The sequence below is a fragment of the Comamonas sp. A23 genome, assembly GCF_004522605.1.
GTDB lineage: Bacteria > Pseudomonadota > Gammaproteobacteria > Burkholderiales > Burkholderiaceae_C > Comamonas > Comamonas thiooxydans.
In genome coordinates this window covers 113053-133034 of sequence record NZ_RSDT01000006.1, presented here as the reverse complement: position 1 = coordinate 133034, position 19982 = coordinate 113053, and the positions used below count along the sequence as shown (strand labels likewise).

Below are 19982 nucleotides of genomic sequence, written 5' to 3'. Positions count from 1 at the left end.
TATTTTTTATTTGAAATCTGTATGTTTGAGCGCTTCGGTGCCGGCTGCCGCCTCTATTGCCAGCTGCGCCAGCAGGGACGTGACGCGCGGATTCTCGCCCGCCGCGGTCTGCAGATCGAACCGACAGGCGGGATGCTGCCGGCGCAATTCGTCCAGAAGGCGCGGAATGTCTTCTCGTGCATGTTTGCCAGTGCCGAGAAACAGCGGGAGCACGATCAGATGTCTGACACCTTGCGCAATCAGGGTCTGAGTGGCTGCAGGCAGATCCGGGGCGCAGGCGTCCAGATAAGCGCAGATGCAGGGCAGGTCGGGCCGCGTTGCCTGTACCAGCTGGTGCACGGCCTCTATGGGTTGGCGCCAGAGAGCATCCCTGGAGCCATGGGCCAGCAGGATCAGACCGGTTTGATCTGGAGAACGGCGTTGCTCGTCGTTCATGGCCTAGCGCCTCAGTACCAGCCAGCCAAAGGCCGAGAGCGATAGCGCGGTATAGAGCAGGCCCGGCGCCGCGGCGGCCAGCCAGGGCCACCAGGACTGCAGGGTGCCGATATAGCCGAACACGTTGTTGAGCAGGAAGAAGCTGATGCCGGCCATCACCCCGCCAAACACATAGGCCGTGATGCCGCCCGAGCGGAAATGCAGATAGGCAAAAGGCAGGGCGAGAACCACCATCACCAGGCAGCTCAGCGGGTAGAAGACCTTGCGCCAGAACTCGATTTCGTACTTCTGCGCCGCCTGGCCGTTGTCCTGCAGGTGGCGTACGAACTGGAACAGTGCAATCGTGGTCATGCGATCGGGCTTGAGCAGCGCGCCCGAGACCATGGCCGCAGTGACCTTGGTTGGCCAGTTCATGCTGGCTTCGCTGATTCGGCTGAGCTTGGTGACATCGCCCTCTTGAGCGACCTTGCTGCCCTGCACACCCTTCAAGGTCCACAGCTCCTTGTCTTCATCGACCTGGGCAGACTGAGCGTTGATCTGCGCAGCGATGCGGCCCTTGCTGTCGAATTCAAAAATGCGCACGTTGACGAAATCTCCCGGGGCCTTGACGGCACCGACATTGATGGCGACCGAGTGATTGCCCTGTTTTTCCTTGAGCCAGGCGCCTGTCGCGCCCCGGGAGATCTGCCCCTTGGCGACCACGCGCAATTTCTGGCTGAAGTTGTCGGCAGCAGGCGCAATATAGTCACCGACCAGCACGGTGAGAACTACAAAGCTCATACCCAGTACCAGCAGCGTGCGCAGCGCCAGCCAGGGTCCCATGCCGCTGGTGCGCATGATGGTGAATTCCGAGCTCTGGGCGAATTTTGCCATCACGAAGATGGCGCCGATCAGCACGGCAATCGGCATCAGCTCGTAGAGGTGGCCCGGAATGGACAGAGTCACGAACAGCAGCGCGCGCGTGGCGGTGTAGCCGGCATTGCCGCTACCCACCCAGCGCATCTCGTCGACCAGATCAAAAAAGAAGAACAGCGCCAGAAAGGCCAGCGAGACGTACAGAACGGCCTGTATGACTTCGCGATAGATCAGGTTGCGCAGAACTTTCATCGTGCGCTCTCCTGACGCTTGCCCGAGCGCCGCAGCAGGTCACGCGGTGACCAGCGGAAGTGGCGCGCCAGCAGTACCAGCACGCTGACGATCAGGATGCTTCCATGCAGCAGGCCCAGAATGCCCCACATGCCTATCTTGTTGGCGCTGACCCAGCTCTCGCCCAGGGTCATGAGGTTGTAGTAAACGATAAATGCGAAGAGGGCGATCATCAGGCTGCTGCTATTGCCCGCACGCGGGTTCACGCTGGAGATGGCTAGGCCCAGAATGACAAAATTCAGTGCGGCAAAGGGCAGGCCCAGGCGCCATGCCAGCACGGAGCGGGCGATCGGCTCGTCCTTGCCGATCAAGTCCTTGGTGGGCATGCTGCGCGCCGCCATTTCCTCGATGGTGACGGGGTTGTCGTTGTCGACCTGGACGCCGTATTCCTTGAATTCGGTGATGCGCACCGAGCCGTCGTCGCTGCGCGTCTCCATGCGCTGGCCGTCCTCCAGAATCACCATGCGCTGGCCCTTGATGACGGCCAGATGCGCGCCCTTGGCGGAGGTCACGGACTCCTTGCCGGGGTCGCGCGAGACCACGAAGACATTGCTGGCCGCCATGTCGGAAGGGGAATCCTTGTCGACGAAGAACACGCGTGTGCCGCCCGCCGATTCCTGGAACTCGCCGGGCGCGATGCGATCCAAGTCGCTGCGCTGCTGGAACTGGGTCTTGATCTGCTCGATTTGCTGATAGGACCAGGGCAGCACGCCGAGGGCCAGGACGGCGGTGATGAGAATCACCGGCCAGGCAAAGCGCAGCAAGGGCTTGAGCAGACTGGCCAGGCCCTGGCCGGCGGCAAACCAGATGACCATCTCGCTGTCGCGGTACATGCGGGAAAGAGATCCCACAATGGCGACAAACAGGCTCAGGCCCAGAATGGTCGGGAGTTGCCCGAGCACGGTGAAACCCATGACCAGCATCACGTCGGAAGGGCTGACACTGCCCTTGTAAGCCTGACCCAGGGTGCGGATCAGCATCATGGTCATCACCACAGTGATCAGAACCACGGCCGTCGCACCAAAGCTGCGGGCCAGCTCTTTGCGTATGGATGAATCGAATAACATTGGCTAAAAGGAAAACACCGATTATGAACTTTGAACTGAAGGCTCTGACCGCTGCCGCTGCAGCGCGCGAAAAATGTGATTTGCTGTTGGTGCTTGTTTCTGAACAGGCAGCATCGGGCACATTCGGCAGCGACGCCATCGGAGCCATGGTGGCTCATGCGGTGAAGCAGGGTGATTTTGCCCTGTCTTGCGGCAAGCAATTGCCTTTGTACCAAGTGCCCGCCATTGCCGCACGTCGTGTGGTGCTGCTGGGCGTGGGAGCTGGTACTCCCAAGGACGTGCGCAATGCCTTGGCTGGCTGCGGCGCGGTGCTCAAGACCGAAGGCATTGCCAAGGCCGTTGTGAGCTTTGCCTTTGATGCCGATGCCCAGGCTGTAGCGGCTGCCGTGCAGGCGGTTGCCGATGCGACCTACCTCTATACCCACACCAAATCCCAGGCCAAGCCCGTTGCGCTGACCAAGCTCGTGCTGGGCGTATCGTCCAAGACGGCTGCTGTTACCGCTGCTTTCAATACCGCAGTGGCGCAGCAGGAGGGCGTGGCCATGGCCCGCGAATGGGCCAACCGCCCGGCCAACCATGCAACGCCCACCATGCTGGCCAATGCTGCCAAGAGCATTGCCAAGGCAGCACGCATGAGCTGCAAGATTCACGGCCCTGCCGATGTGGCCAAGCTGGGCATGGGTGCTTTCATGGCGGTGGCCCAGGGCTCGCGCGAACCCCTGCGCTTCATCGAATTGCACTACAACGGTGCGGCCAAGAGCGTGGCCCCCATCGTGCTGGTGGGCAAGGGCATCACTTTTGACACCGGCGGCATATCGCTCAAGCCTGCAGCCGAGATGGACGAGATGAAGTTCGACATGGGCGGTGCTGCCAGCGTGCTGGGCGTGTTCCAGGCGCTGGCCAAGCTGCAGCCGGCCATCAATGTCGTGGGCCTGATTCCTGCATGCGAGAACATGCCCGACGGTGCAGCCATCAAGCCCGGCGATGTGGTGACCAGCATGAGCGGTCAGACCATCGAGATCCTCAACACGGACGCAGAAGGTCGCCTGGTGCTGTGCGATGTGCTGCATTACGCAGCGCGTTTCAAGCCCTCTGCGCTGGTCGATATGGCCACGCTGACTGGCGCTTGCGTGATCGCCCTGGGCGGTTTGCGCAGCGGCCTGTTCTCGACCAGCGACGAGCTGGCAGCCGCGTTGCAGGCCGCTGGCGATGTTGCGCTTGATCCTTGCTGGCGCATGCCTCTGGACGATGAGTACGCCGATGGTCTCAAGAGCAATTTTGCGGACATGGGCAACGTGGCAGGGCGCGCCGCAGGTGCGGTGACGGCCGCCAAGTTCCTGCAGAAATTTGTGGGCGATATTCCCTGGGCACATCTGGATATCGCCGGTACTGCCTGGAAGAGCGGTGCTACCAAGGGAGCTACGGGTCGCCCCGTAGGCCTGCTGGTGCAATATCTGCTGGGTCAGGAAGGCCGGGTTGCCGCTGCAGCAGCGACTGCTGCCAGGACCCCGGTGGCTCGCAAGAGTGCTGCCAAACCTGCGGCTTCGCGCCGCACGCGTGTGACTGCCAAGGCTTCGGCTTAAGAAAAGTCGGCAGATGCGGCCTGGTTTCAGGCAGCATCTGCCGCCAAGAGTTGTGACAGAAATTGCCTTTCATTTCAATGCACCAGACAAGCTGGGCTATGTGTGCCGATTCGCACGCAAGGCTCTGCGTCATGGTGCGCGTATCGTGGTTCTGGGGGATGGAGCTGCGCTGAGCCGGCTTTCGCCCCGTTTGTGGAGCGTGTCGGCCACGGATTTTCTCGCGCATGCTTGCGAGTCGGATGGAGCGCGGATGCTTGCTGCTTCTCCCGTCATCCTGGCCGAACACCTGCAGGACTTGCCTCATTACGATGTCCTGGTCAATCTCACGCCGCAGGTGCCGTCGGGGTTTGAGCGCTTCGCGCGCGTGGTGGAAATCGTTTCTTCCGGCGATGAGATGGATCGCCAGGATGCGCGTGCCCGCTGGCGCGACTATGCAGCGCGTGGTTTTTCCATCGTCCGGCACGATCTGAATCTCAAGGGCTAGGTCATGAACTCCTCATCCAAAGTTCCGCCACGCTTCGTCCCCACCCTGACCGAGGTGGTTCAGCCCGAAGCTGCCGCGCTTGAAGACACTGCGGACAGCGCTCAGCCGGTGCCGCCGGAGCAGTCTCAGGGAGCTGCGCAGCAGGTGCTAGGCCCGCGGACGCTGGGAGACAGCGTTGTCCCTCTGGCGAGGCCGTCGTTTCACACCTCATGGCTGGCGGATGGTCTCTACGGCCGCGGCCGGCCTGCAGGTATTCCGCATCAACTGCCCCCTTTGCCTGAATCCTTGCCGCCGCAGCAGTCATTTGCGCAGAGCATGACTGGGGAGGTGGTAGACGCAATATCGGCCAGGCAGGTGGAGCCTGAGACTGAGTTGGTAACTGCCGAACTCGTGGAGGCATTTCCGCCCGCAGACCAGGCGGAGCAGCCATCCGTTACGGACGCTGGCCAACCCCAGGGTGAAGAGCTTCAACCCGGGTCTGAGGCACTCGATGAGGAAGCCGCCGAGCCACTCGTCCAGGCACAAGATGTGGAGCAGGCTGTTGAACCCGCCCCGGTCTTTGGGGCAGCCGGCCTGCAGCAGGCACTGGATGCGCACGGTGCCGTGGTGACCGAAGAGTATCTGGTCCACAGACTCATGCAGCGGGTGGATCTGGTTCTGGAGCAGAAGCTCAAGGAAGCAATAGCTCAGGTTGTGGAAGCACAGACCCGATCCATGGTGCTGCGCCTGCGTGAAGAAGTGGAGACCGTGGTGCGTCAATCGGTCTACGAAGCCGTGGAGGCCGAGCTTGCACAGCAGACCCGGCAATAGCCGATAGCCGCTGGCCGCGGCATCCCAGCCTAGCGGTTCAGGCGCAGCGGACCGTTGAAAACCTCGGGGTTCAGAATATTGCTGGGCTGACCGTTGGCAAAGTTCACCACGTTCTCGAACGCCGCGCGGAAATACAGCTCATAGCTGTCCTGTTCCACATAGCCGATATGGGGTGTGCATATGCAGTTCTCCAGCCTCAGCAGGGCATGGCCTTGCAGTATCGGCTCGCTTTCGAAGACATCGATGGCGGCCAGGCCGGGGCGGCCGCGGTTCAGGGCGCAGAGCAAGGCTTCGGGCTCCACCAGCTCGGCGCGCGAGGTGTTGACGAACAGGGCGGTCGGCTTCATCCGCGCCAGATCCTGTGCCGTCACGATGCCCCGCGTCGCGTCGTGCAGGCGCAGATGCAGCGACAACACATCGCATTGCTCGAAAAAGGCTTCCTTGGAGGGGGCGCTCAGATAGCCGTCGGCCTCGGCTTTGCGGCGCGAGGCTTCGCTGCCCCAGACACAGACCTGCATGCCAAAGGCCTTGCCATAGCCCGCCAGCAGCTGCCCGATGCGGCCGTAGCCCCAGATACCCAGCATGCGTCCGCGCAGCACGCTGCCCAACCCGAAGTTGGGCGGCATGGATGCCGCCTTGAGTCCCGACTGTTGCCAGGCACCATGTTTGAGATTGGCGATGTACTGCGGCAGACGGCGCATGGCCGACATGATCAGCGACCAGGTCAGCTCTGCCGGCGCAATCGGAGAGCCCACGCCTTCCGCGATCGCCACGCCACGCTCGCTGCAGGCCTGCACATCGATATGCGCGCCCGCCTTGCCCGTCTGGGCAATCAGCTTGAGCCGGGGCAGTTTATCGAGCAGCTGGCGCGAGATCTGGGTGCGCTCGCGAATCAGGACGATGACATCCGCATCGCGCAGCCGGACTGATAGCTGTCCCACACCCTTGATGGTGTTGGTGTAGACCTTGGCGTTGAAGGCATCGAGCAGCTTGGCGCAATCGAGCTTGCGAACCGCGTCTTGGTAATCGTCCAGGATAACGATGTTCACCACTGGCATCCTTAAGTAAGTGGCTGAGTTTATTGAATGAAATTCAATGCGATCAAAGGCTTAGGATTGCTCTCGTGAAAACTTACGCCAAATCGACGCCACCAGATTCCCTGCGTGCACACCCTACATATACCAGAGCTTAGCTCAGGTTTGGCACCGGTTCTGAAAGCCAGGCTGACGCATGGCATTTGCAGGCGCTTGATGACCATGCCCCAAGAAGCTCCGGGTTGCGGATGCCATTGTGATCCAGGCCGGAGACGGTCCGTGGCTTGCAGTGGCTGTGACCGGTAAAACTGGGGTTTACCGGTATGTCTGAGCTGGTACGCAGACGACCGGTGCGTCAGCGCATCGAGGCAACACGATCCGCAAATGCCGGGCTGCCGGGCACTCGTGGCATCTGCGGCTTGGCTGCTTCAGCCCCGACCGTTCGAGCCTGCCCGATGTGCAGCAGCTTTGTAATATCTTCTGCCTGATTCAGAGGCCAAAGGTTTGCGCCTCCGGTCTGTTGACCAGGCGGTCATTTTCGGTGCGCTGCCAAATGCAAACCGGTTCGCAAACCGGTCCATATGGGTAAAAAGTTTGTCAAGCATTTCATATATGTCCAATCATTAACATCTCTGCCGGCCGCTTGCTCAATACCGGCGCGGATATCGATGACTGTGCGGGTGTCAGGGGCGGTCAGAAAATAATGTGTCGCAGCGTTCCCAATCAAGGTGAGAATGTGGCGATGGAGAAGAATAGTTATATTTCGTCACTTTCTGATTCTCGCCTGGATACCCAACCGCAACTGCTTGAGGTGGCTGTGGCCCAGGCATTTAATGCCGTGGTGATAACCGATGCCGAAATGGCTGGCGGTGGCCCGTTCATTAGCTATTGCAACAAGGCATTTACCAGCATGACCGGTTACGCCACAGAGGAGCTGCTGGGCCGGTCTCCGCGTATATTGCAGGGCCCCGAGACGGATCAGCAGGTGATTGAGCAATTGCGCCAATGCCTTGCCGAGGGTCGTTTTTTTCAAGGTAGCGCAGTCAACTACCGCAAGGATGGAACGCCATACCATGTGTCCTGGAATATCTCTGCCGTGCGGGATGTAGACGGGAAGATCACGCATTTTGTATCCGTGCAGCAGGATGTGACGCGGCAGGTGGAAAGCGAAAGGCAGCGGGATTTGATGATCCAGGCATTGAACTCGGCCAATGCGCCGGTATTCATTACCGATCGCAATGGCTATCTCGTGTTTGTCAATCATGCTTTTGAGCATCAGACGGGTTATTGCGCAGCCGAAGTAATGGGCCGCACGCCGGCCATGCTGCAGTCCGGCTCACATACGGCACAGTTTTATGCCGAGTTGCGCGACGCCTTGGTGCGCGGGGAAAACTTCAGCCGGACTTTCATCAATCGGCGCAAGGATGGCGAGCTCTACCATGCTGCCCAGAGCATTTCGGCGCTGCGCGATGCCAGTCACCGGATAACGCACTATGTGAGCATTTCCAAAGACATCAGCGACCTGGTTCAGCGTGAACAGGAACTGCTGGTACGGGCCTACCGGGATGATCTGACCGGCTTGCCCAACCGCAGTGCCGGAAGTTATGAGCTGGAAAATTGCCAGCGAATTGCCGAGCGTCAAGGCGTTCCCTATGCACTGATCATGTGCGACGTCGATCTGTTCAAGCAGGTCAACGATCAGTTCGGCCATGAGGCCGGCGACCAGGTTCTGCAGCAGATCGCAAAAGTCCTCAGGAGCACCGTACGGTCTTCGGAGCATGTTGCGCGCTGGGGTGGCGAGGAGTTCCTGATCATCGTACCGGGCGTCGGCCTGCAGGCGGCCCTGGAGCTGGCCGAGCGGCTGCGCCGCAGCATCGCATCGCACAGCTACGCGGCGGCAGGAACCATCACCATGTCGTTCGGCGTGGGCAGCTGGCAGGCCGGTGAAGCCTCTGCGCAATTGCTGCGCCGCACCGACATGGCCTTGTACCGGGCCAAGAGTTCGGGCCGCAATCAGGTCCGGAGGGCTCGCTATCCGGGCCGGGGCGACGAACTCGAGCGCAGCAGGGATGGCTCTCGTGACGCCTGGCCCGTCCCGCGGACCGGAGCCGGTAACTGATATTTGTCGGGAAATCGATTTCTCGGCTTTTGGACACTTGCTAACATCGCCCCGAATTCAACAGTCCACTGATCAAACGGACTCCTTCTTCCTAACCTCAGAGCATGGGTAGCCACCAATGTGTAGCCGCGCGAATGAGCTTTACTGATCGGCTGATTCATGCCTAGCAATTTGCAGCTGTACTTGTTGGTCGCGCCGGTATGCATAACGGCACTGGGCGCACTCATGGCTTTTTGCTGGCTTGCACAGCGCCGCTCAGTGTTTCTGCTCTCGACGGCTTGTGGGTTGACACTTACGGGGCTTGCCTTGGGTTGGCAGTGCTTGACACCTCACGGACAACTGGTTCGGTGGGCTGTTTACACCGGGCCCATTTATCTGCTTGGTGCCTGGCTCTGTACCTGGGGCGTCGCTCAAAAGTTTTCCGTCTCCTCATATCCCAAGATCTCGGCCCTGGTATCGATCATCGTGGTTGCTGCTCTTTACGAGTACAGCATCGTGCAGGACAACATTGCTGCGCGCGTGCTCTGGCTGAACACAGGGCTTGGCATCATTCACTTCATACCGTTTCCTGCCATTGCGCTAAAAAAAGTCAGACGTGACGGGCTGGAAAAGCTGCTTTACCGGTCCTATGGGGCCTTTGCGATCTATACAGTGCTCAGGCCCATCATGGTGCTGTTTCTGGGATTCACTGAGCTCCAGGACATGCTCAGCTCCATTTACTGGTTGGTCACCATGCTGGGCTCGCTATTGTTCAGCCTGGTGTTCTCGGGCCTCATGCTCATCGTTTCGATGAGGGATGCAATGGCCACACTCAGAGACGAGCGCAATCACGACATGCTGACTCGCGTGTTGAATCGTCGCGGCTTCTGGGAGCTTGCAGACCCGCTGGCCCGGGATCGAAAAGCGCAACCGCTTTCCATCGTGGTGGCGGATCTGGATCACTTCAAGCGGGTCAACGACAACTGGGGGCACGAATATGGAGACGGAGTACTCAAGGCCGTCGCGGAAGTCATACAGGCAAGTGTCCGTGGAACCGACCTGGTGGCTCGCTTTGGAGGCGAAGAATTTGTGCTGCTGTTGACCCATGCCGACATTGAGACTGCACAACGTGTGGCGCAGCGTATTCGTGCCGGAGCGGTCGAGATCATTGCGCCATTGCCCGATGGTCAGCGCGTGACCTTGAGCATGGGTGTCGTTGTCAGTCCATTCGGCAGCGATCTGCGCGAAGCCCTAATGAGGGCTGACCAGCAACTCTACAAGGCCAAGGAGCTTGGGCGCGATCAGGTCGTCGTGCATGGACCCGGGGACGTCGCGGCAGCGGCGTGAGATACCGGATGCACTCAGCTCTTCTTGCTGAAGAGTGACGGCCGCTCGGCGGACTGCGCTGCATCGCGCATAAATGGCGGCACGGACAGTACAAGCAAAAGAGCGGCCAGCGGAACCACGCAGATGAAGCCGATATGCTTGAAGCCCAGTGCACCGGTAATGCCGCCCAGCACAAACATCAAGATCAGCCCTGCGGACACCTTCATACGGCGCCAGTCATGCCGAACCAGGGGCGACAGTTGAAGGCTGGCGTTGGCGTGGCGCTTCCAGAAGAACATCTTGCCCAGTTCCATGCCCAGATCCGTGAAATTGCCGGTCATGTGCGTGGTGCGAGTGCTGCCGCCGGATGTCTTGGAACCCACGGCATTCTGCAAACCCATCATGAAGGACAGCAGCAGAACGGTCAGCGGCACTGCGAAGGGAGTGTTCCAGGTCAAGGTGACTGTGCCCATCAGGCCGAAGGCAATCAGCATGACGGCCTCCAGCATCAGCGGCAGGGCATAGACGCTGTACAGATGGCGTTTGCGCCCCCAGTTCACCAGCAACGCGCAGACGGCCGCGCCTGTTGTAAAGGCGATGATGGCACCAAGCGCATTCAGCAGCAGCTTGGCGTTCTCAAGCACCAGGCCGTCAGCCAGTTGAGAGGCAAAGCCCGTCATGTGCGAGGTATACATCCGCAGCACAAGAAAGCCGCCAGCGTTGACCGCGCCTGCGTTAAAGGCCAGCAGCAGACCCAGGGCGACATTGGTGGACGGCGTGCGATGCCGGTTGGTGAGATGGCGAAGTCTGCGCATCAAGGATTCCACTGACAAAAGTGCACCCATGACGGGGTGCATCAATGCTGGCAAATTGGTTTGCCAGCGACCATGCAGGAATCATTGTGGGCCAACTTGGATACGTGAGCTGCCTGGTGCGTGATGGCATTGGTCAGCGAATTCACCGGCTTACATCAGCAATGCCATGGGGTGGTCTGCCGGTAAGGTGTGTTCAAAGCTGATGTCTGGGTAAGTGCGGCCTTCCACATGAACGCGGTCTCGGCCAGCATTTTTGGCGCTGTACAGCAACTGGTCGGCTTGCCTCAGTGCACCTTCAAGCTGGTCGGCATTGCTGATTGAAGTGATGCCAAAGCTCAGCGTCAGGGCTGGCCCTTTCGGCAATAGCTCCTGGTCATTTCTCAACTCCAGGCCAATGCGCTTGGCGACTTGCTCGGCACCTTGCAAATCGATCTTTGTCAGCAGAACCATAAACTCTTCACCGCCGAAGCGTGCAACCAGATCATTGCTGCGCACATTGTGCTGCATCGCTCTGGCGACAAGCTGCAAGACCTCGTCACCTTTGTCATGCCCCCAGTTGTCGTTGATGCGTTTGAAATGATCAATATCACTGGCCAGAAGCGCCATGGGATATAGGCGTTGGTCGGCCAGGCGATGCTGTGCGGCTTCACTGAATGCGCGGCGATTCAGTATCTGGGTCAGAGCATCCAGGTCGCGTTCAGTGCGCAGTTGACGGACTGTGTCCCTGATGGTGACTGCACAGACTAAAACCGTGAAGAGCAATGCAAAAAGCAAAATACTCATCAGCGTTGTCAACCAATAGGTTGAGTTGGCATCCATGGCATCGCCGAGACCGTTATGCGCGAAAGTCGCGACCAGCGTCGGGCGCAGCATGGTAAAGACGGCATAAAACATATAGGACCACAGCAAAATCCTATCCAACCAGTCGTTGGTAAGGCCTCGTTTGAGAACTGCCGGCACTGGCAGCAAGAGCATCAGAGCTACACCTATACCGAATGTGTGCAGCCTACCCACCTGGTTCTGTGCCACGTTGGCGAAATAGTAGAGCGAGGCCAGCGTCGCGGCACACAAGACAAGGGCTGCAAGCGGATATGTGGGTACGCACCGACGCTCTGAAAAGCTCTTGGAAAAACACCAAGCTCCCGCCAGAAACAGTGCGTTGACGAGAACCACATAGTGATTGAGGACTTCAAACTTCAGCACGCTGCGAATGCTGATGGACATTGCGGTTAGTAGGAAAGAGGCGCACAGCCAGAGTAGAAAGCGTTGCTTGGGCTGGGTCGCCCAGCACACTCCCAGCAGGCCGGCCAGGAAGAGCAGGGACAGAGATGGCATCAACACAAAGATGTGGTCGTTGCTCGTATGCATACACACAGCCCTTCTGCTAGTGATCACCAACAGACAGGCCAGACTGGCCATATCTCTAGTCAAATCTAAATGCCAAGGCGGCCATTAATGTGTCAGCCGCTCATCTTCCGGATCACAAATTAACAACTTCTTGCGATTTCTGACAGTTCACTTTTCCTCTTTTGGAGGTGAAATAACTAAAAGTGACATTGGCTGACAGAGTGCCGCCAACATCGTCGGTGCCAACCCTTAGCCCATATGTATGAAGGAGATGAGAGATTGATGTGAGTCAGGATTTTTTGCGGCTCAATGAAAAAGGCGGCATTTGCTACATTGAGCCCATGAAAAAAGCACTTGGAACCACCAGCGCAGTACTTTCTGCACTGGCCATCAGCGGTTGTGCCCAGACTCAGTCCGCTGCGCCTGTGATCGGCATGGCCAACCCCGCATCGGTGTACTGCGCCAAGCTGGGCGGCAAGACCCGCATCGAGAAGACCACTGCCGGAGAGCGCGGCATCTGCGTGCTGCCTAACGGCACGGAAATCGACGAGTGGGAGCTGTTCCGCCGCGACCACCCTGCAAAGTAACCGAGCCGTAGTCTTGGCGTCGGTGGGCTCAAGTGCTAGTAGGCGCTTGGTGCGCGGTGGATGACGCGTGCATGTACCTCGCTGAAATCAAGGGGGCGAGCCTCCGTGAATAGAAAACGGCGCAAGCTGGGTGGGTAGGATCTGGACAGTTCAGCCAGCTTGACCAATTTGTAAGGCATTGGCTGTGCCCAAAACAGTCAGCACCGCGCCGTTTCGGAAGTCATTCCGTTCTTGGTGCAGCTGCATTCGATCTGCTTGCTGTATGCAAATCTGAAAAATCTGTGCGAACTTGTGGCGCGTTAGATGGGCTGCGTTGCTCCCCCTGTATGGCAAAGCATGCTTTTTGCTGTCAGCCGTGGATCGGGCGGCGCAGGTGGTGTCGTGCCATATGCAGCAATTGGTAACTGATAAGCGCTCCTGGCAATGCCATGCGAATGACGTAGTGATAAGTTTTTTCATCTGTCCTTCGGCTCACCAGCTATGCCTGAAGAATTCCTTGGGGGCTCGAGGTGCAGCTCTTATGAAGGAGAAAATCATGGCCACTCCAGTCAGCGTTGAGAAGCTAGAAGTCAGGTCACACAGCGAGCCTGATGAACTTCGCACACCTAGCAAAACTCGCGTGGAGCTCGTAAAGCTTCAGGGCTACACGATTGGACGGTTCAACTTTGAGCCCGGATGGCGCTGGTCCGAATGCATCAAGCCCGTGGTGAAGACCGACTACTGCCAGCTCTCGCATGTGGGGCACGTTGTTTCGGGAAAGCTCACCGTTCAAATGCAGGACGGCTCTCAGAAAATGCTCAGCGCAGGGGAGTCCTACGCCATCCCACCCGGTCACGATGCCTGGGTCGAAGGGACTGAACCCTTTGTCGGCCTTGAGGTGCTGAGTGCAGAGGTCTACGCAAAACCTTCCGAGTAACGCTCGCGCAAGTGCTTGCGGGCTTGCCATAGCAGATTGAGGTAGCGGTAGTACATGCCAACCACTTGGCAAAAAAGCCTGCTAGGTCTGGAACCTTGCGGGCTTTTGTCTGCTTGGCGGGCGCTTCCGAGCTTCTGAATTGGCGATTGCGTTGCGCCCGCCCTATCTGCATTTGAAGGTGTGCTGCAGCTGATGGCATCGTCTGGATTGAACTAGCAGTCTTGCTTTCCATAGCAGGCAGCAGCCGGCTGTGTTGGCTGTCGTGGTGCTGGAGCTGTTGCCGTTGCCGTACGGTGTCGATGGGGCATGGGCTGTTCGCGGGGGGCAGCGGGACGGTAGATCAGGGCTTTTCACGCAGGCACTGGACGGTGTGGGCGTCCAGCCATTCGGCGTGCATGCCCGGGCAGGCGAACTCGTCGCGCACGGATTTGGTGAGGGTGGTGGGTTCGTCTGCCTGGGCGTTGGGGGTGGCAAGCCACAGTACGCCCATGAAGATGGCGGCGACGAGGATCAGGGATTCGATGATCTTTTCCATGATATTTCTCCGGTCTGGCGCTTGTCAGGAAAACGCCTGTGGTTATCAAAATCGATGAGGTCGACCGTTCACAGCGGCCAGGCTTCCGGGGTGGTGGCAATGACGACCGCCACGCCGATGAGGCAAAAGATCCCCAGGAGGCTGAGGCCCCATTGCACGGCGGTCAGTAGCCTTGTTCCAAGGCCGGGGCGATCAAGAGCAGGACTGTCAGGAGCAGCGCGAGCAGGGCGGTGGGGATGTGTGGCCATTTCACAGGCCTCCCTTCTCGCGCAGGCGCTGCACGAGGTCTTCATCAACGGGTTGAGGAACGGTGCTGTACAGCATGGAGTCTCCTTTTGGCGAGAAGCAGGCCCGCTGGATGGGCGGGGTCGGATAAAAAAGACCAGCGCTCTTGAGAGCAGGCGAAACCAACAAAGGTATGGTGGAGTGAATGCGCTTCGCGCTCTGGCGCAGCAAGCTGTTGCCTTGAATTTTACTGTTATTTTTATCAGTGCTGTTCATTTGTACAGTAGTTTAAATTTCCCCTGTACAGCGCGTCAACAGACATCGACCTCATGTGTTGCGTGGCTGCACTGAGCGTCTACCGGCAAAGAAAAAGCCCACCGGCGTTGGCTGGTGGGCTTGCGTGTAAAGGCCGATGCCTTGCGGCGTGCCTGGGGAAGCAGAGGGAGGGTAGAGAACCTCAGGCTCGGCAGAAAGCAATGGATATCATCACCATCTGGTGTGACCGCTCAGACCGCAGCTCACGGCTTGTGCACCACGGTATTGGTAAAGCGTATTTCAGGCCTCGATTTTGAGCAATACCTTGTACCGGGAACCATCACACCAGATGGCCCCGCTTGACCCTGCGGGGAGAGGTCGCGCTTAAGGCCCGCGGGGCCAGGAGGCTACATTTGAAAATCTCCGCGCAAAAAAAGCCGACCGCGAGGTGGGCTGAACTCCAACTGGTTGGCGGCCGGCGCCGACCGGCCTGCGGTTCTTCTTGAGTTTGGGCGCTAGCGCATGTGTGGTTGCGTGCCGGGGTTAGACAAAGGGCACACCGTAGTGGTCATAAACACGGCGGCCGTAGTCGTCGGTGTATTCAGGCAATGTGCCTCCCTCGTAGCGAGGGGCGTTTTCAAGCCGTTCCTTGGTGACAGAAACCACGTACCCGCCTTGGCTGGGTTCGTATTTGAGGCTATCCCACGGCAGTGGGTAGAGATCTGAGCCGATGCCCAGGAAACCGCCAAACTGCATCACTGCATATCGAATCTTGCCGGTGAGCTTGTCGATCATCAGTGAGTCGATAGCCCCCAGTTTGTCGCCGTTGGGGTTGTAGACGCTGGTGCCGTTGACACGATCGGATGAGATGACAGGTGAGGCTGGTTGCATTCCTGCTCCTTTCTTTGCGTGGTACAGAACAACGCTGGCAAGGTGGGCCAGCGCTGAGGCGCTCACATTCACTGCTGGGGCGTTTTGTGCTGTTGCCCGGGTTGCTGTTGCTGAGCAGGGGTCTTCTGCTGTCCTGGGGTTTGCTGTTGCTGCTGGCCGGGTTGGCTGGTGTTCTGGCCTGGTTGGCGTTGCCCAGGGTTTTGCTGCTGCTGTTGCTGCTTGTCCTGTTGGCTTGGGCTGTGTTGCTGGTTCGCTTGTTGCGTCATGTCCTTCACTCCTTCAGGTTGGTGACCAGCAAACCGGGTTGGCTTGCTGTGGGTGCATGGTCGCCGAGTCATGGAAAACCCTTCTGTAGGAGAACGTGGCGCAACGCTGAATTTTGTGAATTCACGGCCATTACGTAGCATTTGGTTTACGTTTGAGGCGGAACTCTCGATATTCCTCACAGTATTCATCAGGACAGGCAGCAGGATATGGTGGGTTCCGGGCCCATTCAGGGTTGCGGTTTCTGCTGCCCTGATGCAAGTCGTTCCAACCGCAGTACCCTGGATCGGGTCCACCGGCTGGCCTTATGCCTTGGTGGAGGGCGCTGCGGTGATTCCAGTCAGCCTAGCCACTTTGCCCTTGTCCGCATTCGGCAGGCCCATTGGCTTTTCCCAGAGCTAGCTGTTTTGATAGCTTCCGGCGTTTGGTGGATAAGCGCTGGAGGCTTATTTGATCCAGATTCCTGAGTGCGGAGAAAAGCCCCTGCAGCTACTGGTTGGCAGGGGTTTTTCTGTTCAGGCCAGGCAGTTCAGGTCGTAGCCCACCATGAAGAGTGAAGCTTCCATGGCGCGCATGCGATCGGGCTGGCCTGAAAACAGGCTGGGGGTCTTGCGCAGGGTTTCGGTCATTACCCAGGCCAGCCGTACCTTGGCGCCAGCCCAGCGCTGGGGCGTGCTTTGGCTGGTGTAGAGCAGGGTGCCCGGCGACGGTGGCTGGTCAAACAGGCAAGCCAGTTTGTGCTGGGGCTTCTGGCTGCCGCCGGCCAGAGGGAAGCTCAGCGTATCGGGCAGGTGGCGCGTGCCGCTACTGCGGCGCCAAAACTCCACCAGTGCAGCCGCTGCAGCACTGACCCGCGAGTCATAGATGGGCAAGCCTTCTGCCGAATAAAAGGCGTGCACCTTGGTGAGCATGGAGTTCATGAGCTGCACTGTCGGAAAGCCAGTGCGCAGGCTGGCCGAGCCAAGCGCCATTTCCTGGTGGGTCTGGGCAATGTAGTGGCTGATGTTAGTGCCAAGGCCCACAAGAAAGGGCCGCGCGCCTTCTTTGGGGTTGCGCTCGCCGCCCCAGTCCAGCACATCGCTACAGGCGGCCAGGGTGGCTGTCGCATCGTTGGCCTGCACGGCAGCGCGCAGCTTGGCAGAAAGAGCGCTTGTCTTGATGCACGACTCGGCCCAGTCGCCCGTTGCCAGGCCAGTCGCCCGCCAGCGGTAGTGGTGAGGTACCAGATCGGCAAAACGGGTGGTGGCCATCAAGCCCTTGGGTACGTAGCTGGAAGAGCGAATGTTCAACTGAATCTGTCGCTGGGGGAGTGTGGCTGCAAGCCAGTCGGTAAAGCCAATGACTTCGGGCTGTTGCAGAAATTCGGTGCGGTTCATTGATGTCTTGTGGCCTGTCGGATTTCTGGTTTTGGTCAGTTGGTGCTGCTTTGACATTGTCGTCTGGCGCGGGCGGCTGATGGAGCAAGGAAAGGCAGGCTGCAGCAATGAGTGCGCACGTCCCTGGTTTGTCCTGTGGTGGTGCTTCGAGCGCGTTTTCAGGCTCTGACTCCCCGGTGGTTGAGGAGACTCCATGCGCTGAAACCGAGCGAGATCACGCACCAGGTAATCCAGTGCTATAGAGGGCCTGGCGCAGCCTGGTTCGCCCGCAGCGATTGCCATCGCCTATGCCATTGCTGCATGCGGCGTTGCAGCCGCAGGTCTGACGGGCTGGGTGTTGGCTATCCGCTGGTGGTGATCAGAACCTGAACGTCGCTCCGACGATCGGGCCGCTCTGGCTGAAGTCCAGTCGCTTGCCGTCGTCACGGTAGTCCACGCTCAGGTGGCGGTAGCCCACGGACACAAAGATGTTTTCCTTGACTTGGTAGTTCACCGAGCCGTGCACCTGCCAGGTGAACTTCGAGCCCACATCCAGCCCACCCATATCGGCATACACCAAGGTGGACCAGCGCGGCGCAATATCGTAGCGCCAGCGTGCGGCGACCACTGGGTCGACGAACGAGGTGTTGGACTGCGCCGAACCCACCCCTGGCACACTCACTTCGGCCTTGATCTGCCATAGGCGCAGGCCCGCCATCAGGTCAACGCTCGACTGCGGACTCAGCATCCAGTTGTGCCCGCCGGTCATCGTCAGCGAGGTCTGGCGAATCTTGGCATTTGCGCTCAGGCCTAAGGGTAAGGCAGCCTTGTCCGATGTAGCGGCGTAGCTGAAATCTCCCTGCAGCACATATTGTCCCTTGCGTGCCGTGCCGTTCACAAAGGCTGCAGCGTCCAGGTCCTCCAGAATGTCCGAGAACGATTTGTTCACGCTCACCGTTGGCGCTCCTCTGAACGGGCGGACGCTGCCGTCCAGCCCCGTCATCCATACATAGGGCGTGAGCTGAAAGCGCCATGCATCGGCTGCCGTCTTGTCCTGTGCCCAGGCCGGCGTGCCTGCCAGCAGGCTCACGGCCAGCGCCGCCGCTGCCATACCCGGAGTGGTGTTGATGTGCTGGGTCATTTGTCTCTCTTACAGCGTGTTCTTGTAAACCTTGCCATCCTTCATGATCAGGCGCAGGTTCTGTTCCGGGTTACTCAGGAAGTCCAGATTCACCGTCGGGTCGCCATCGGCCACCAGAAGATCGGCAAATGCGCCAGGGGCTATGCGGCCCAGCGGCTGGGGATAGGGGTTGCGCTCGCCCGACAGGGCCAGCAGTTCGCCGTTGGTGCCCGTGGCCTGCTTCAGCAGCGTCATGGGGTCGTAAAAGCGCGTCAGTTTGGCCAGTTGCTTGCCCTGTGTGACCGTGCCCTTGGGACTGAACAGAATGTCCGTGCCCCAGCCCGTCTTGATGCCGTACTTCTGCGCCATCTCATAGGCGCGCACCGTGCCCTGGGCCACGCGCGACTGGCTCTCGCGGCGCACTGCATCGGTGTAGGGGTTGGCGTCCTCGTCCTGCAGAAACGGCTGCAGGCTCCACCACACGCCCTCGTCGCGCATCATGCGCGCGCTTTCCTCGTCGGCCAACTGGCCGTGTTCGATGCTTTTTACGCCCGCCTTGATGGCCCGCTTGATGCCTTTGGGGGTGTAAACATGCGACATCACATAGGTGTTCCAGTCTGCGGCGGCCTCCACGCCGGCGCGCAACTCCTTCTCGGTGAACTGGGTGCTGTCCAGCGGGTCGTACAGCGATGCCACGCCGCCGCCTGCCAGCATCTTGATTTGCGATGCCCCCAGCATCAACTGCTCGCGCACGCGGCGCAGAACCTCGGTCTCGCCATCCGCAATCATGGCCACGCCGGTTTGCTCCACCATGCTCAGCGGCTCGTTCGCTGCACGCGGAATATCACTGCGAAGGCGGAAGTCGCCATGGCCCGAGGTCTGAGAAATCATCGCCCCGCTGGGATAGATGCGCGGGCCCGGGATCATGCCCTCGTCGATCGCGCGCTTGAGCGCAAAGGCGGGGCCGCCCGCGTCGCGCACCGAGGTAAAGCCGCGCATCAGCGTGCGCTGTGCCTCCTGCGCGGCGGAGATATACAGATAGCCCAGATCTGCCGTCATGGCCGTCATCTGCGGAATGGCTGCCAGCATGGTGTGCCAGTGCGTATCGATCATGCCCGGCATCACCAGCTTGCCCTGGCAGTCGATCACTTGCGCACCTTCCACCTTCTCGCCGGCAGAGGGCAGGGCGGCAATCAGCTTGCCCTGGATCAGCACCTGGACGCCTCGGCGCACCGACTTGCCCGTGCCGTCAAACAGGCGCAGATTGGTCAGCAACACGGGGCGGTCGGCCGGCCTGGCCGCCCCGCCCGCGCCTGTCTCGGCAGCATGCAGGGTCACAAATGGCGCCATCATGGCCGTCACCCCGCCCACAAACATGCGGCGCGACATATCGCTCATCACCCGCTCATGCAGCAACTGGCACACCACGCTGCCGCAGGTGCAGGTTCTCGGGCGAATCGGGCCGGTCTGCCACGCCAGGCCGGCATCGGTTGCGATTGCGTGACTCATCTGCTTTTCCCTTTTTTCAAAATGAACAAGAGACGCCGCTGCCGGCGTGACAAATGGAACCAAAGGCTCACAATTTGATGCACCGATGCTACACGACGATCGGCCATGAAAAAGCGCCCCACCGCACGAGGGCGATGGGGCGTTGCTTGCATTATGAGAGCGGCCGGGAAGTGGCTGCGC

19 protein-coding genes are annotated in these 19982 nt (G+C 59.5%); 7 read left to right on the top strand and 12 right to left on the bottom strand.

The features are described from left to right. Positions 1-6: 6 nt before the first annotated feature. The 3 genes from EIC84_RS15090 to lptF are packed head-to-tail and all read right to left on the bottom strand — an operon-like array spanning position 7 to position 2648. Entirely contained in the window at positions 7-435 is a 429-nt protein-coding gene (locus tag EIC84_RS15090) for a sirohydrochlorin chelatase (RefSeq protein WP_003062825.1), read from the bottom strand. 3 nt (positions 436-438) lie between these two features. Next, positions 439-1542 carry an LPS export ABC transporter permease LptG gene (gene lptG / locus EIC84_RS15085; protein WP_003062828.1) on the bottom strand — a complete coding sequence of 368 codons (1104 nt, stop codon included), beginning with the start codon at positions 1540-1542 and terminating at the stop codon, positions 439-441. Further along, positions 1539-2648, bottom strand: a complete 1110-nt coding sequence (gene lptF, locus EIC84_RS15080) for an LPS export ABC transporter permease LptF (RefSeq protein ID WP_003062830.1) — start codon at positions 2646-2648, stop codon at positions 1539-1541. Before lptF ends, lptG begins: the two co-directional genes overlap by 4 nt. Positions 2649-2671: 23 nt before the next feature. On the opposite strand from lptF, the gene EIC84_RS15075 reads away from it, so the two are divergent. Genes EIC84_RS15075 through EIC84_RS15065 form a run of 3 tightly spaced genes read left to right on the top strand, consistent with a single transcriptional unit; the run spans position 2672 to position 5525 of the window. After that, positions 2672-4231: a leucyl aminopeptidase gene (locus EIC84_RS15075; protein ID WP_003062832.1), complete on the top strand. Its 1560-nt coding sequence runs from the start codon at positions 2672-2674 to the stop codon at positions 4229-4231. A gap of 52 nt (positions 4232-4283) precedes the next feature. Next, positions 4284-4715 (top strand): DNA polymerase III subunit chi, encoded by a 432-nt coding sequence (locus tag EIC84_RS15070; protein ID WP_034361514.1) that lies wholly within the window; start codon positions 4284-4286, stop codon positions 4713-4715. 3 nt (positions 4716-4718) lie between these two features. Then, a complete protein-coding gene (locus EIC84_RS15065; protein ID WP_003062837.1) occupies positions 4719-5525 on the top strand; it encodes a hypothetical protein in 807 nt (268 codons plus the stop codon). Positions 5526-5554: 29 nt separating this feature from the next. On the opposite strand, the gene EIC84_RS15060 is transcribed toward EIC84_RS15065, so the two are convergent. Then, positions 5555-6574, bottom strand: coding sequence for a D-2-hydroxyacid dehydrogenase family protein (locus tag EIC84_RS15060; RefSeq protein WP_003062839.1), 1020 nt, complete (start codon positions 6572-6574; stop codon positions 5555-5557). 727 nt (positions 6575-7301) lie between these two features. Here EIC84_RS15060 and EIC84_RS15055 point away from each other — a divergent pair. Both EIC84_RS15055 and EIC84_RS15050 read left to right on the top strand, forming a co-directional pair. Next, a complete protein-coding gene (locus EIC84_RS15055) occupies positions 7302-8678 on the top strand; it encodes a GGDEF domain-containing protein (RefSeq protein ID WP_050788932.1) in 1377 nt (458 codons plus the stop codon). Between the two features lie 159 nt (positions 8679-8837). Next, positions 8838-10004, top strand: coding sequence for a GGDEF domain-containing protein (locus EIC84_RS15050; RefSeq protein ID WP_003062843.1), 1167 nt, complete (start codon positions 8838-8840; stop codon positions 10002-10004). A 14-nt stretch (positions 10005-10018) separates the two neighbouring features. On the opposite strand, the gene EIC84_RS15045 is transcribed toward EIC84_RS15050, so the two are convergent. After that, positions 10019-10798 (bottom strand): YoaK family protein, encoded by a 780-nt coding sequence (locus tag EIC84_RS15045; protein ID WP_003062845.1) that lies wholly within the window; start codon positions 10796-10798, stop codon positions 10019-10021. A 150-nt stretch (positions 10799-10948) separates the two neighbouring features. After that, entirely contained in the window at positions 10949-12166 is a 1218-nt protein-coding gene (locus tag EIC84_RS15040; protein ID WP_003062847.1) for a GGDEF domain-containing protein, read from the bottom strand. A gap of 320 nt (positions 12167-12486) precedes the next feature. Between EIC84_RS15040 and EIC84_RS15035 the strand changes: the two genes are divergently transcribed. Then, complete coding sequence (locus tag EIC84_RS15035; protein WP_034361540.1) at positions 12487-12732, top strand: DUF333 domain-containing protein; 246 nt, start codon at positions 12487-12489, stop codon at positions 12730-12732. Between the two features lie 535 nt (positions 12733-13267). After that, positions 13268-13648, top strand: coding sequence for a cupin domain-containing protein (locus tag EIC84_RS15030; protein ID WP_034361542.1), 381 nt, complete (start codon positions 13268-13270; stop codon positions 13646-13648). 340 nt (positions 13649-13988) lie between these two features. Here the strand turns inward: EIC84_RS15030 and EIC84_RS15025 are convergent, their stop codons facing one another. The 6 genes from EIC84_RS15025 to EIC84_RS14995 all read right to left on the bottom strand — a co-directional run bounded on the left by EIC84_RS15025 (position 13989) and on the right by EIC84_RS14995 (position 19802). Then, on the bottom strand, positions 13989-14183 hold the full coding sequence (locus tag EIC84_RS15025) for a hypothetical protein (protein ID WP_003053971.1): 195 nt from the start codon (positions 14181-14183) through the stop codon (positions 13989-13991). 249 nt (positions 14184-14432) lie between these two features. After that, positions 14433-14684 carry a hypothetical protein gene (locus EIC84_RS25990; RefSeq protein WP_167599004.1) on the bottom strand — a complete coding sequence of 84 codons (252 nt, stop codon included), beginning with the start codon at positions 14682-14684 and terminating at the stop codon, positions 14433-14435. A gap of 522 nt (positions 14685-15206) precedes the next feature. Beyond that, positions 15207-15554, bottom strand: a complete 348-nt coding sequence (locus EIC84_RS15015; protein ID WP_003062855.1) for a PRC-barrel domain-containing protein — start codon at positions 15552-15554, stop codon at positions 15207-15209. Positions 15555-16333: 779 nt separating this feature from the next. Then, positions 16334-17194 carry a hypothetical protein gene (locus tag EIC84_RS15005; protein ID WP_003062859.1) on the bottom strand — a complete coding sequence of 287 codons (861 nt, stop codon included), beginning with the start codon at positions 17192-17194 and terminating at the stop codon, positions 16334-16336. A gap of 358 nt (positions 17195-17552) precedes the next feature. Continuing rightward, on the bottom strand, positions 17553-18314 hold the full coding sequence (locus EIC84_RS15000; protein WP_003062860.1) for a YfaZ family outer membrane protein: 762 nt from the start codon (positions 18312-18314) through the stop codon (positions 17553-17555). A 9-nt stretch (positions 18315-18323) separates the two neighbouring features. Then, positions 18324-19802: an amidohydrolase family protein gene (locus EIC84_RS14995; RefSeq protein WP_003062862.1), complete on the bottom strand. Its 1479-nt coding sequence runs from the start codon at positions 19800-19802 to the stop codon at positions 18324-18326. Between the last annotated feature and the right edge of the window lie 180 nt (positions 19803-19982).

Excerpts from the sequence above, each read along its gene's own strand:
- EIC84_RS15090 (WP_003062825.1), bottom strand. The coding sequence starts at position 435 with ATGAACGACGAGCAACGCCGTTCTCCAGATCAAACCGGTCTGATCCTG.
- lptG (WP_003062828.1), bottom strand. The coding sequence starts at position 1,542 with ATGAAAGTTCTGCGCAACCTGATCTATCGCGAAGTCATACAGGCCGTT.
- lptF (WP_003062830.1), bottom strand. The coding sequence starts at position 2,648 with ATGTTATTCGATTCATCCATACGCAAAGAGCTGGCCCGCAGCTTTGGT.
- EIC84_RS15075 (WP_003062832.1), top strand. The coding sequence starts at position 2,672 with ATGAACTTTGAACTGAAGGCTCTGACCGCTGCCGCTGCAGCGCGCGAA.
- EIC84_RS15065 (WP_003062837.1), top strand. The coding sequence starts at position 4,719 with ATGAACTCCTCATCCAAAGTTCCGCCACGCTTCGTCCCCACCCTGACC.
- EIC84_RS15055 (WP_050788932.1), top strand. The coding sequence starts at position 7,302 with ATGGAGAAGAATAGTTATATTTCGTCACTTTCTGATTCTCGCCTGGAT.
- EIC84_RS15050 (WP_003062843.1), top strand. The coding sequence starts at position 8,838 with ATGCCTAGCAATTTGCAGCTGTACTTGTTGGTCGCGCCGGTATGCATA.
- EIC84_RS15045 (WP_003062845.1), bottom strand. The coding sequence starts at position 10,798 with ATGCGCAGACTTCGCCATCTCACCAACCGGCATCGCACGCCGTCCACC.
- EIC84_RS15040 (WP_003062847.1), bottom strand. The coding sequence starts at position 12,166 with ATGCATACGAGCAACGACCACATCTTTGTGTTGATGCCATCTCTGTCC.
- EIC84_RS15035 (WP_034361540.1), top strand. The coding sequence starts at position 12,487 with ATGAAAAAAGCACTTGGAACCACCAGCGCAGTACTTTCTGCACTGGCC.
- EIC84_RS15030 (WP_034361542.1), top strand. The coding sequence starts at position 13,268 with ATGGCCACTCCAGTCAGCGTTGAGAAGCTAGAAGTCAGGTCACACAGC.
- EIC84_RS15025 (WP_003053971.1), bottom strand. The coding sequence starts at position 14,183 with ATGGAAAAGATCATCGAATCCCTGATCCTCGTCGCCGCCATCTTCATG.
- EIC84_RS25990 (WP_167599004.1), bottom strand. The coding sequence starts at position 14,684 with ATGAACAGCACTGATAAAAATAACAGTAAAATTCAAGGCAACAGCTTG.
- EIC84_RS15015 (WP_003062855.1), bottom strand. The coding sequence starts at position 15,554 with ATGCAACCAGCCTCACCTGTCATCTCATCCGATCGTGTCAACGGCACC.
- EIC84_RS15005 (WP_003062859.1), bottom strand. The coding sequence starts at position 17,194 with ATGAACCGCACCGAATTTCTGCAACAGCCCGAAGTCATTGGCTTTACC.
- EIC84_RS15000 (WP_003062860.1), bottom strand. The coding sequence starts at position 18,314 with ATGACCCAGCACATCAACACCACTCCGGGTATGGCAGCGGCGGCGCTG.
- EIC84_RS14995 (WP_003062862.1), bottom strand. The coding sequence starts at position 19,802 with ATGAGTCACGCAATCGCAACCGATGCCGGCCTGGCGTGGCAGACCGGC.